The organism is Ideonella alba (assembly GCF_018069845.1).
Lineage (GTDB): Bacteria > Pseudomonadota > Gammaproteobacteria > Burkholderiales > Burkholderiaceae_C > Ideonella > Ideonella alba.
Genome location: NZ_JAGQDD010000003.1, coordinates 214,962 through 225,877 on the forward strand (window position 1 = coordinate 214,962; position 10,916 = coordinate 225,877).

General features: G+C 70.8%; 12 protein-coding genes. 5 read left to right on the top strand and 7 right to left on the bottom strand.

Annotated features, from left to right (window positions below; translation table 11 throughout):
- Positions 1-106 precede the first annotated feature (106 nt).
- Positions 107-577: a ferric iron uptake transcriptional regulator gene (gene fur / locus KAK03_RS06815; protein WP_210852709.1), complete on the top strand. Its 471-nt coding sequence runs from the start codon at positions 107-109 to the stop codon at positions 575-577.
- On the opposite strand, the gene hprK is transcribed toward fur, so the two are convergent.
- From hprK to hpf, 3 genes are all read right to left on the bottom strand, one after another.
- The gene (hprK, locus tag KAK03_RS06820) at positions 531-1,493 is read right to left on the bottom strand and encodes an HPr(Ser) kinase/phosphatase (RefSeq protein WP_210852712.1); all 963 of its coding nucleotides are present in this window, start codon (positions 1,491-1,493) and stop codon (positions 531-533) included. The genes fur and hprK overlap by 47 nt on opposite strands.
- Before the next feature lie 16 nt (positions 1,494-1,509).
- A complete protein-coding gene (locus KAK03_RS06825; RefSeq protein ID WP_210852714.1) occupies positions 1,510-1,980 on the bottom strand; it encodes a PTS sugar transporter subunit IIA in 471 nt (156 codons plus the stop codon).
- A 233-nt stretch (positions 1,981-2,213) separates the two neighbouring features.
- The gene (hpf, locus tag KAK03_RS06830; RefSeq protein WP_210852716.1) at positions 2,214-2,555 is read right to left on the bottom strand and encodes a ribosome hibernation-promoting factor, HPF/YfiA family; all 342 of its coding nucleotides are present in this window, start codon (positions 2,553-2,555) and stop codon (positions 2,214-2,216) included.
- Positions 2,556-2,837: 282 nt separating this feature from the next.
- Here hpf and KAK03_RS06835 point away from each other — a divergent pair, with 282 nt between their 5' ends.
- From KAK03_RS06835 to KAK03_RS06850, 4 genes are all read left to right on the top strand, one after another.
- A complete protein-coding gene (locus KAK03_RS06835) occupies positions 2,838-3,566 on the top strand; it encodes an ATP-binding protein (protein WP_210852717.1) in 729 nt (242 codons plus the stop codon).
- Positions 3,563-3,940, top strand: a complete 378-nt coding sequence (locus KAK03_RS06840; protein ID WP_210852719.1) for a response regulator transcription factor — start codon at positions 3,563-3,565, stop codon at positions 3,938-3,940. Before KAK03_RS06835 ends, KAK03_RS06840 begins: the two co-directional genes overlap by 4 nt.
- A gap of 190 nt (positions 3,941-4,130) precedes the next feature.
- Positions 4,131-5,105, top strand: coding sequence for a magnesium/cobalt transporter CorA (gene corA, locus KAK03_RS06845; RefSeq protein WP_210852721.1), 975 nt, complete (start codon positions 4,131-4,133; stop codon positions 5,103-5,105).
- Between the two features lie 77 nt (positions 5,106-5,182).
- Positions 5,183-5,671 (top strand): hypothetical protein, encoded by a 489-nt coding sequence (locus KAK03_RS06850; RefSeq protein ID WP_210852723.1) that lies wholly within the window; start codon positions 5,183-5,185, stop codon positions 5,669-5,671.
- A 267-nt stretch (positions 5,672-5,938) separates the two neighbouring features.
- Here KAK03_RS06850 and KAK03_RS06855 read toward each other — a convergent pair whose 3' ends face one another.
- From KAK03_RS06855 to glnE, 4 genes are all read right to left on the bottom strand, one after another.
- On the bottom strand, positions 5,939-6,601 hold the full coding sequence (locus tag KAK03_RS06855; protein ID WP_210852725.1) for a glutathione S-transferase: 663 nt from the start codon (positions 6,599-6,601) through the stop codon (positions 5,939-5,941).
- 93 nt (positions 6,602-6,694) lie between these two features.
- The gene (locus KAK03_RS06860; RefSeq protein ID WP_210852726.1) at positions 6,695-7,594 is read right to left on the bottom strand and encodes a DMT family transporter; all 900 of its coding nucleotides are present in this window, start codon (positions 7,592-7,594) and stop codon (positions 6,695-6,697) included.
- Positions 7,587-8,156, bottom strand: coding sequence for a rhombosortase (gene rrtA / locus KAK03_RS06865; RefSeq protein WP_210852728.1), 570 nt, complete (start codon positions 8,154-8,156; stop codon positions 7,587-7,589). Before rrtA ends, KAK03_RS06860 begins: the two co-directional genes overlap by 8 nt.
- Positions 8,153-10,906, bottom strand: a complete 2,754-nt coding sequence (gene glnE / locus KAK03_RS06870) for a bifunctional [glutamate--ammonia ligase]-adenylyl-L-tyrosine phosphorylase/[glutamate--ammonia-ligase] adenylyltransferase (RefSeq protein ID WP_210852730.1) — start codon at positions 10,904-10,906, stop codon at positions 8,153-8,155. The genes rrtA and glnE overlap by 4 nt, the downstream gene beginning before the upstream one ends.
- Between the last annotated feature and the right edge of the window lie 10 nt (positions 10,907-10,916).

Genomic DNA, 10,916 nt, shown 5'->3' on the forward strand with positions numbered 1-10,916 from the left:
GGTTTCGCAGGGCCGCCGCTGCGCGGTGGCCGCCGAGATGGCTATGATCGGGTGATTCTAGCGGTGCGCCCCCGACCGGGGTGCACACCCGGCTCCACACCCTGCCATGACGCACGCCGACGAACTCAAGAGCAGCGGCCTGAAGGCCACGCTGCCGCGCATCCGCATCCTCGAAGTCTTCCAGACCTCGACCCTGCGGCACATGACGGCCGAGGACGTCTTCAAGGCCCTGCTGGCCGAGGGGTCCGACATCGGCCTGGCCACCGTCTACCGGGTGCTGATGCAGTTCGAGCAGGCGGGCATCCTGGCGCGCAGCCATTTCGAGTCGGGCAAGTCGGTGTTCGAGCTCAACGAGGGCCAGCACCACGACCACCTGGTGTGCATGACCTGCGGCCGGGTGGAGGAGTTCTTCGACCCCGAGATCGAGGCGCGTCAGCGCGACATCGCCGCGCGCAACGGCTTCCAGCTGCAGGAACACGCGCTGTCGCTGTACGCGGTGTGCACCCGCGAACACTGCGAGCACCGCCCGGTCAAGAATCCCGGTTCTGCTCCATTGCCGCCTGGTGGCGGGCAATGAACTCCTGGTAGGTGTCGATCCCGCGCAGCTGCAGGATGGTGTTGCGCACCGCCGCCTCCACCAGCACCGCCAGGTTGCGGCCGGCGTCCACCGCGATCACCACCTTGCGCACCGGCACGCCCAGGACCTCTTCATAGAGGGGTTCGTAGGGCAGGCGCTCGAACTCGCGGTCCATGGTTTCCTTGCGGACCAGGTGGACGATCAGCTTGACGCGCATCTTGCGGCGCACCGCGGTCTCGCCGAAGATGGCCTTGATGTCGAGCAGGCCGATGCCGCGCACTTCCAGCAGGTTCAGCAGCAGCTCGGGGCAGCGGCCTTCCAGCGTGTTCTGCGCCACACGGTAGATGTCGACCGCGTCATCGGCCACCAGGCCGTGGCCGCGCGAGATCAGCTCCAGACCCAGCTCGCTCTTGCCCAGGCCGGACTCGCCGGTCAGCAGCACGCCCACGCCCAGGATGTCCATGAAGACGCCGTGGCGCGTGGTGCGCTCGGCCATCAGCTGGCTCAGGTAGGCGCGCACCACGTCGATCACGTGGCCGGCGGAGTGCTGGGTAGTGAACAGCGGGATCTCGGCGCGGTCGCACATCGCCACCAGGCGGTCGGGGGCGCGCTCGCCGTCGGCGACGATGATCACCGGCGGCTCCAGCGTGACGATGCGCTGGATGCGGCGCTCCTGCACCTCGGGCGCGGCCGCTGATTCAGACAGGTAGGCCACCTCACGGCGACCCACCAGTTGCACCCGGTAGGGGTGGATGTAGTTCAGGTAGCCGACCAGGTCGGCGGCCGAGCGCGCATCGCGCACCGCGGCTTCATCGAAGCGGCGCTCCGGGTGGGCGTGGCCGGCGATCCACTCCCATTTCAGCGCCGGCTGGTGCTCCTCGAAGAGCGCCTCGGCGCTGATGGAGATCGGCTTCACGCGGAGCGCTGCCGGCTCAGGCCACCGACTTCAGCGGCTCCCAGCCGGCGATCAGGCGGTGCACCTCGGCCGGGTCGGCCTCGGCCTTGAGCTTCTCGCGCAGGTCGCGGTCGGACAGCAGCTCGGCGATCTCGGAGAGGATCTCCAGGTGGCGCTGCGTGGCGGCCTCGGGGACCAGCAGGAAGATCAGCAGGCTGACCGGCTCGTCGTCGGGGGCGTCGAAGGCGATCGGCTGCTGCACGCGCAGCACCGCCGCCAGCGGGTTCTTCAGGCCCTTGATGCGGCCATGCGGCACCGCCACGCCGTGGCCCAGGCCGGTGGAGCCCAGGCGTTCGCGGGCGAACAGGTTGTCGGTCACCGTGGCGCGGGCGATCGCGTGCTGGTTCTCGAACAGCAGGCCCGCGTGCTCGAACACGCGCTTCTTGCTGGTGGCGTCCACACCCACGGCCACATTGGCAACGGGCAGGATGGCGGCGAGGCGGTTCATGGCGGCGGGTGTCAGAGGCGTTCGTGGGCACCGGACGCATGCGCCGGCGGGCGGACAAAAGGCTGCGGATTATAGGAATCGACGCTTCACGATGGGAACTTGAACGGCCCCTCGGCGCGCTGGGTTGACCCGATGATGCTGCGTTGCAGCAACATCCTGCCGACATTCGCCGGAAAAGACAAGGCGGCCCGCAGGCCGCCTTCCTTGTTCAGCCACTCAGGCCGTGGCAGGTGTCACGGCGCCGGCACTTCCTGGCGCTTGGGCGAGGCGTGGTGGTGGTCCTGGATGCGGTCCTTGTGGCGACCCACCTGGCGGTCGAGCTTGTCCATCAGCTGGTCGATCGCGGCGTAGAGGTCCTCGTGCGACTGCTCGACGAAGATGTCCCTGCCCTTGACGTGGAGAGTGACCTCGGCCTTCTGGCGTCGTTCCTTCTCCTTGTTCTTCTCGACCGTGAGCAACACGCTCACGTCCACCACCTGGTCGAAATGCCGCGTGACGCGCTCTAGCTTAGTGAGTACATACTCACGCAGCGCAGGGGTCACTTCAAGGTGATGGCCGCTGATCGTCAGATTCATCGGGGCGTCCTTTCTCGGGAGGTTGCGCTTCGCAGCCCCGGGGGCTGCGGCCCGCGGCCGGCGGATGAGGCCGCCGCGTCCGACCCAGTGTGCTCCGCGGGGGGGGCTTTGACAAGGATGGTGGCGCGCGAAAGTGGCGGGTAGACTGGTCAGTTGTCACCGCATCGGACTGTCGCTGTGCGCCCTGCCCGGCAAGCCCTCAAGTCGGTGCGTCGGCGGCCGATAGGCCAGGGGCCGGGACGTGTTTGCCACCCGGTGCCGTGCCCACGCCAGCCGCCCGCCATGACCGCCACCTTTGACCTGCCCGCCGCGGACGCGGACGCCACCGACTTCGGCCGCCAGCTGGGTTCGCTGCGTCACCAGCTGCAGCTGGCCCGGCTGTCGCCCGACGCCCAGCGGCAGGCCCGGCAGCTCGCCGCGCTGGACGCCGGCCTGCGGGTGCTGAGCGCCCGCGCCGATCTGCTGCGCCTGCGGCAGGAACTGCAACCCTTGCCCACCGAGCGACTGGAGCCCTGGCCGCTGCTGCAGCAGGCCTGGCAGGAACAGGCGCCGATGGCCGCGCTGCTGGGCGTGCAGGCGCAGTTCCGGCCGCACGCCGACCCGCGCGCGCTGGGCGCGCTCTACGGCAGTGGCCGCTGGCTGCGGCGCCTGCTGAGCGAGTGCATAGAATCGGCCATGGTCAATGCCCCGGGCTGTCCGATCGAGATGGAGCACCGTCCTGTCGGTTCACACACCCAGATCGTGCTGCTGGGCACGCGGGCCTTCACCACCGACCACGACGGCCCGGCGCGTGACCTGGCCGAGGCCATCGCCCGGGCCCACGGCGGCGAGCTGCGCATCGAACAGGACGACGACACCCGCGACCTGATCGTCGAGCTGCCCACCGGCGCGCCCTTCCAGGCCGATGCATCCGGCGCGCAGCTGCAGGCCGCGCGCTTCGCCCAGGACCTGGCGGCCCTGCAGGAACGCGCCCGCCGCCGCACCGGCGCCCCCATTGGAGACGAGCGATGAAACGAGTGCTGATCGTCGAGGACCAGGCGGACATCCGCAAACTGATCCGCATGACGCTCGAGTTCGAGAACTACGAGATCCACGAAGCGGCGGACGGCTCCTTCGGCCTGCGCATGGCCCAGGCGATCAAGCCCGACATCCTGCTGCTCGACGTGATGATGCCCGGCGAGATCGACGGCCTGCAGGTCTGCCAGCGCATCAAGAGCGACCCCGAGATGGCCGGCTCCAAGGTGGTGCTGCTGACCGCCCGCGGCCAGCAGAAGGACCGCGAGGCCGGCGAGCAGGCCGGCGCCGACGAGTACCTGGTCAAGCCCTTCAGCCCGCTGCAGCTGATCGAGACGATCGAGCGCCTGCTGGGTGCCGACGGTGCCTGAACTTGCACCATAATCACCGCATCTTGATGACCGGAGCCACGCGCTTGGACACACCGCACCCTCGGTGACCGTCCGCTCCGCCTAGCACCCAGGCTAGAGGGCCCAGCGCCCGTGCGGACCCGGACGGTCTTCCCCCGCCCCACACCGCACCCGGGCTGCCTGCCGCAGCCCCGTGACAGCTGGATGCCCCATGCTCAACGTCTTCACGCTGGATAAAGGCCGCCTCAGCGGCCGCCTGCTGCAGGAAGAGATCGACTCCGCCGCCGACCTGGCCCAGGTCCAGCCGGTGTGGGTCGACCTGGAAGCCCCCACCGCCGAGGAGATCGGCTGGATCGCCGGCCGCTTCGGCCTGCAGATCCCCAACAACATCGTCGACGACGACCTGGAAGAGTCCGCCCGTTTCTACGAGGAGGACAACGGCGAGCTGCACATCCGCTCGGACTTCCTGATCGACGACGACGTCACGCCGCGCAACGTGCGGGTGGCCTTCATCCTGTTCAACGGCATCCTGTTCTCGGTGCACGAGGAGGACCTGCCGGTGTTCCGCCTGCTGCGCCTGCGCGCCCGGCGCAACCCGGCGCTGATCGAGGACGCCAAGGACGTGCTGCTCAAGCTCTACGACGCTGACGCCGAGTACTCGGCCGATGCGCTCGAAGGCATCTACGACGCGCTGGAATCGGTCTCGGCGCGGGTGCTCAAGCAGGACGTGGACGACCGCGCCGCCGGCGAAGCGCTGGCCGCGATCGCCAAGGAAGAGGACCTGAACGGCCGCATCCGCCGCAACGTGATGGACACCCGCCGCGCGGTGAGCTTCATGATGCGCAGCCGCATGCTCAACGCCGAGCAGTTCGAGGAGGCTCGGCAGATCCTGCGCGACATCGACTCACTGGACAGCCACACCGCCTTCCTGTTCGACAAGATCAACTTCCTGATGGACGCCACGGTCGGCTTCATCAACATCAACCAGAACAAGATCATCAAGATCTTCTCGGTGGCCAGCGTGGCGCTGCTGCCGCCCACGCTGATCGCCAGCATCTACGGCATGAACTTCCAGCACATGCCCGAGCTGGCCCAGCCCTGGGGCTACCCCTTCGCGCTGGCGCTGATGGCGGCCTCGGTGGCGGCGCCGCTGTACTACTTCCGGCGCAAGGGCTACATGCGCTGACAGCTCCGGGCGGCTTCGTCACGCCTGTTGCATCCGGTTCCATCAGGTCGGCCGGGTTTTGGCCGACAAAGCAGGGCATGAAGACCGCCGCCCTGCCCTGCCTGCGCCGCGCCGTCTGCCGCGCCGCACTCGTCCTGGTCCCGCTTGCGTCCACTGGCGCGGCCTGGGCCCAGTTCAACCATGTGCCGCTGCCGCTGCCGCGCGCCGACGCCCCGGTGTCCGGGGCCTCGGACGAGCGCAGTTACCGGCGCGACGCCGCGCGGATGGTCTACGAGGCCTTCCCGACGCATGTCTTCAAGGGCCAGTTGCCGGCGCTGATGCACGCGATCGCGATCACCGAGACCGACATCGACGACGATGGCCGGATCCGCGCGGTGCGCCTGGTGCGCGAGCCGGCGGCTGCCAAGGAGGTGGGGCCGTGGGTGGTGGGGCTGATCCGGCGGCTGGAGCGCCTGCCGGTGCCCGGCCAGGTGCATGGTCACACCTGGACCGAGGTCTGGCTGGTCGACCGCTCAGGTCGCTTCCAGGCCGACTCGCTCAGCGAGGGTCAGCGCTTCGGACGTTGAGGGCCGGTGGGCGGCGGCCTGAAAAAGAAATGAGCCGCGCAGCGACCCGGGGCACCAACGAGAGGGAGGAGGAGAGTGCACCCCAGGCGTTCATCTCCCCGGAGGGAGAGGCCGCGCGGCTCCAAGAAGACGGTCCCGGGCCCCACGACCCGAGACCGGGGAGGGCGCTCCGGGGAGCGCCACAACCCAACCCACGCGGTGTCTGACAAGGGGCGCTGAAAAAAGTTCCGCGCCCGTGTGTGATGGCGTGTAAAGCTGCGTCCGCGCTCAGCGCGCGCGCATCGCCGCCAGCTGTGCGTCCTGGCAGGCCTTGCGGTCGGCGTTGACGCGCTGCACGCTGGGCCGGTCGGCCAGCGACTTCACGTAGCCCTTCCAATCGATCCCAGCGGCCACCAGCAGGTCCTCACCCAGCACCGCCTTGGTGGCCATGCCCACCAGCGGCAGGCTGACGTAGGCCGCACAGTCGGCGGTGGTGAACTGCTCGCCGGCCACGAAGGGGCTGAACTTCGCCAGCTGGGCGAAACCGGCGATGTGGCGCGTCAGGCGCTTGCGCACGCTGGCCTGCACCTCCTCGCTGACGGTGCCGCCGAAGAAGGCCTGCGGGTACAGCTCGCGCACCACCAGCTCCAGGTGCAGGTCGACGAAGGTGGTCAGCTCACGCACCTTGGCGCGCTCCCAGGCATCGCGCGGCAGCAGCGGCAACTGCGGGTAGCTGTCCTCCAGGTACTGGACGATGACCTCGCTCTCGCACAGCGTGCCGTGCTCGGTGCGGATGTAGGGGATCTTGGCCAGCGGCGAGGCCGCCAGCACCGCCGCCTCGCGCGAGCCGGTGCCGACGAACTCCTCGTCGAAGGCGATGCGCTTTTCCAGCAGCACCAGCTTGACCTTGTTGTAGTAGTTGGACAGGGCCATGCCGCACAGCGTGATCATCGGGGTCTCCTTGCAGTGAAGCGCGCAGTCTAGGGCGCTGTCCGGCCCACGCCTGCCGCCCGCGTGACAGGGCAAACCCGGCGCCGGCTCAGCTCAGCGACGCGGCCGGCTGACCAGCCAGATGCCGGTGGACACCGCCGCCACCGCCACCAGCAGCCGCGCGGTCAAGGGCTCGGCCAGCAGCCAGGCGCCGAAGAGCAGGCCGAAGATCGGCGTCAGCAGCGTGAAGGCGGTGACCTGGGTGGCCTGGTAGTGGCGCACCAGCCAGAACCACAGCAGGTAGCTGGCGAAGGTGACGATGACGATCTGGAAGGCCAGCAGGCCCCAGGCGGTGGGCGCCGCGGCGCGCGGCCAGGCCTCGCCGGCCACCGTGCTGGCGGCCAGCAGCAGCACGGCCGAGACGGCCAGCTGGTACATCAGCGTCTTCTCGGGCGGCGCGGTGGACAGCCGGCTGGCGCGGATGGCCAGCGTGGTGCTGCCCCACAGCAGCGCGGCCAGCACGCCCAGCGCGTCGCCCCACCACTGCTGCGGCCCGGCGGCCGGGGCGCTGAAGCCCTCGGCAAAGGCCCACACCACGCCGGCAAAGGCGGCCACCAGCCCCGCCAGCTGCGCGCCGCGCAGGCGTTCGGCCGGCGCCACCAGCGGCATGCCCAGCGCCACGACGAAGGGCGAGAGGTAGATGAACACCGCCATGCGCGACGCGGTGGTGTACTGCAGCCCGACGAAGATGCAGCCGAACTCGGCGGCGAACAACACCCCGGCCAGCAGACCGCCGCGCAGCGTGCCGTCGAAGGGGTTCAGGCTGATGCGCTGGCGCCGCGCCCAGGCCCACAGCAGCAGCGCCGCGCCGGCCGAGCGCAGACCGGCCTGCAGCAGCGGCGGGATGTCGCGCACCGCCACCTTGCTGGCCACCTGGTTCAAGCCCCACAGCGCTGCGCAGCCCACCAGGCAGACCACCGCGAACGCGTCCAGCTGGGTGCGCCGGTCAGTCATGTCGTGTCCATCCACAGATCAGCAGCGCCGCCACGGCGCCGGCCAGTGCGCCACTGGCATGCGCGCCGGGCGCCAGCGCAAAATCCCAACCCTCGACCGCCCGCGTCGCGCCGCGCCAGGGCGCTTCCAGCGCCAGCTTGAGCAGCAGGCCGGCGGCCAGCGCCAGGCCGATCGCGCGATCGCGCGGGTCGCTGCGGCGCACCAGGCGCCAGATCAGCACCGCCACGCCGGCATGCAGCACCCCCGACAGGCCGCCGAAATGCAGCAGCGTGGGTTGCATCAGCAGCCCCAGCTGGGTCAGCGGCCAGGCCAGCGCCCAGGCCAGGGCTTCGCGCGGGCCGGCCCCGGCGCGCCAGCCCAGCCAGGCCAGCAGCGCGGTGGCGCCCAGGTTCATCGCCAGGTGCATCGGGCTCCAGTGCACGCCCGCCGCCGTGAAGGCGCGCCAGGGCTGGGCCGCGGCCAGCGCCGGCTGCCAGTCCCAGCGGGCACGGTCGGCCCCCCACAGCGCGCCGGCCAGCAGGGCCAGCGCCAGGGCCACGCCGGGCCAGGCCCAGCGGTTCACGCCGGCCCGCCGAACACGGCCTGCCACAGCGCCTGGATCGCGGCGCGCTGCGGCGCCAGTTCGGTGGGATCGAAGTGCGTGGGCCGCTCGTCCAGGCGGGCGCGGTGCTGGGCGCGGCGCAGCTCGCGGTAGGCATCGGCGGCCGCCACGCCCACGCCGGCGGGCAGCAGGCCGGCGGCCTCGGCGCGCTGCAGCAGCGCGATGTTGCCGGCGTTGTCCAGCAGGCTGGGCTGGCCCGCGCCGTGGTGCAGCACCAGGTACTGCACCGCGAACTCGGCGTCCATCATGCCGCCGTCGCTGTGCTTGACGTCGAAGCGGCCCTCGGCCACCGGGTGGGCCGAGCGCACCTTCTCGCGCATCGTCACCACCTCCTGGCGCAGCGCGCTGTTGTCGCGCTCGGAGGCGATCACCGCGCGCCGCGTGGCCTCGAAGCGCTCGGCCAGCGCCGCCGGGCCGGTGACGAAGCGCGCCCGCGTGATGGCCTGGTGCTCCCAGGTCCAGGCAGCATTGCTGCCGCGGCCGATCTGGTAGTTCTCGAACGAGGTGATCGAGGTCACCAGCAGGCCCGAGTTGCCGTTGGGGCGCAGCGCGGTGTCGATGTCGAACAGCTCGCCGGCCGCGGTCTGCAGTGTGAGCCAGGTGATCAGCTTGCGCACGAAGGCGGCGTAGACCATCTGCGCCTGATCAGGGTCGGCCTCGTCGGCGTCGTCGTACAGGAAGACCAGGTCCAGGTCGCTGCCATAGCCCAGCTCCAGCCCGCCGAGCTTGCCGTAGGCGATGACCGCGAACTGCGGCGTCTCGCGGTGGCGCTGGCGCAGGTGGGCCCAGGCCCAGCGGGCCGAGGTGTCGAGCACCGCGTCGGCCAGCGCCGACAGGTCATCGGCCACCTGCTCCACCGTGATGCGTTGCTCGACGTCGCGCACCAGCGTGCGGAAGACCTCGGCGTGGTGGGCGCGGCGCAGCGTATCCAGCAGTTCGCCCTCGTCGGCCTCGCCGGCGCGCACCCAGGCGGCGTGGCGGGCGTCCAGGTCGGCGACGAAGCTGTCGCGCTCGAAGCGCTCGGCGATCTGCCGCTCGTCGGCCAGCTCGTCGATCACGCCCGGGTGGCGCATCAGGAAGCGCATCGGCCAGCGCGCCAGGCCCAGCAGGCGCAGCAGGCGCTTGTGCACCTCGGTGCGCTCCTGCAGCAGCGCCAGGTAGCTTTCGCGGCGCAGCAGTGGCTCGAGCCAGTCGACGAAGCGCAGCGCCGCGTCCAGGCTGCAGCCCTCGTCGGCCACGTACTGCGCGGCGCGGCGCACCAGCACGCCCAGGCGCAGCCGGCCTTCGTCGCGCATCGCCTGCACCTTGGGACCACGGGCGAAGCCCTGCACGCGCTCGGCCAGCGCCGGCGGCAGTTTCTCCAGCAGCTGCTCGCTGTCGATCGGCAGCGGCGCGCCGCAGCTGCGGCAGCCGCCGCCGCCGGGGCGCGGCGCATCGGGCGAGCGGCCATCGTGGAGCAGCGCGTCGAACTCGGTGGCCACCAGCTCGCGCACCTGGCCCAGCTGGTCCAGCAGCTCGCAGGCGTCGGCGTTGCACTGCAGCTGCATGCCGGCGGCGATCCAGCCCAGGTCGGCGTCGGCGGTGGGCAGCAGGTGGGTCTGCTGGTCGTCGAGGTACTGGATGCGGTGCTCGACGCGGCGAAGGAAGACGTAGGCCTCGGTCAGCGCGGCGGCGGTGTCGGCCTTCATCAGGCCACCGGCCACCAGCCGGGCCAGCGCGCTGCGGGTGGAGCGGGTGCGGATCTCGGGGAACTGGCCGCCGCGCGCCACCTGCAGCAGCTGGACGATGAACTCGATCTCGCGGATGCCGCCGCGCGAGAGCTTCACGTCGTTGGCCCGTTCGGGCCGGCCGGCGGCGCGGCGCTGGGCCTCGTCGCGGATCTTGCGGTGCAGCTGGCGCAGGCCCTCGAAGACGCCGTAGTCCAGGTAGCGCCGGTAGACGAAGGGCGTGACCAGCTGGCGCAGCGGCAGCGCGCGGCCGCTGGCCACGCTGGCGCGCGGCGCCACCACGCGGCTCTTGAGCCAGGCAAAGCGCTCCCACTCGCGCCCTTGCACCAGGAAGTACTCCTCCAGCATCGCCAGGCTGACCACCGGCGGGCCGGAGTTGCCATTGGGGCGCAGCGCCAGGTCCACGCGGAAGACGAAGCCGTCCTCGGTGACGTCGCCGATCAGCGCGTAGAGCTTCTTGGCGACGCCCGCGAAGTACTCGTGGGCGGTGATCTTCAGCGGGCCGGTGGTCTCGCCTTCGTCCTCATACACGTAGATCAGGTCGATGTCGGACGAGACATTCAGCTCGCGCGCGCCCAGCTTGCCCATGCCGATGATCCAGAAGTCGATCACCCGGCCCTGCTCGTCCAGTGGCGCGCCGTGGCGCTCGTCCATCTCCAGCCGTGCCTGGGCCAGGGCCAGCTCCAGCGTGGCCTCGGCCAGATGGGTCATCGGCAGCACCACGTCGTCCAGCGGCACGGCCTGCTCCACATCCAGCACCACCAGCCGCTCGATCACCAGCTGGCGCGCCACGCGCAGCGCCGAGGCCAGCGGCCGGCCATCGGCCTGCAGGCGCCGCACCAGCGCGGTGATGGTGGCGACATCGGGCACGCCGGGCGGCAGCAGCGCCCGTTCGGTGTCGTAGCGGCGGCGCACCCGCTGGACGAAGCGGCTGTGGTCGGCGGCGGCCGTCGGCAAGGGGGTCACAGCTTGTAAGGAACCCATCGGGCGGTCA

Bases quoted from the DNA above. Each gene is read 5' to 3' on its own strand.
- fur (WP_210852709.1), top strand. From the start codon at position 107: ATGACGCACGCCGACGAACTCAAGAGCAGCGGCCTGAAGGCCACGCTG.
- KAK03_RS06825 (WP_210852714.1), bottom strand. From the start codon at position 1,980: ATGAACCGCCTCGCCGCCATCCTGCCCGTTGCCAATGTGGCCGTGGGT.
- hpf (WP_210852716.1), bottom strand. From the start codon at position 2,555: ATGAATCTGACGATCAGCGGCCATCACCTTGAAGTGACCCCTGCGCTG.
- KAK03_RS06835 (WP_210852717.1), top strand. From the start codon at position 2,838: ATGACCGCCACCTTTGACCTGCCCGCCGCGGACGCGGACGCCACCGAC.
- KAK03_RS06840 (WP_210852719.1), top strand. From the start codon at position 3,563: ATGAAACGAGTGCTGATCGTCGAGGACCAGGCGGACATCCGCAAACTG.
- corA (WP_210852721.1), top strand. From the start codon at position 4,131: ATGCTCAACGTCTTCACGCTGGATAAAGGCCGCCTCAGCGGCCGCCTG.
- KAK03_RS06850 (WP_210852723.1), top strand. From the start codon at position 5,183: ATGAAGACCGCCGCCCTGCCCTGCCTGCGCCGCGCCGTCTGCCGCGCC.
- KAK03_RS06855 (WP_210852725.1), bottom strand. From the start codon at position 6,601: ATGATCACGCTGTGCGGCATGGCCCTGTCCAACTACTACAACAAGGTC.
- KAK03_RS06860 (WP_210852726.1), bottom strand. From the start codon at position 7,594: ATGACTGACCGGCGCACCCAGCTGGACGCGTTCGCGGTGGTCTGCCTG.
- glnE (WP_210852730.1), bottom strand. From the start codon at position 10,906: ATGGGTTCCTTACAAGCTGTGACCCCCTTGCCGACGGCCGCCGCCGAC.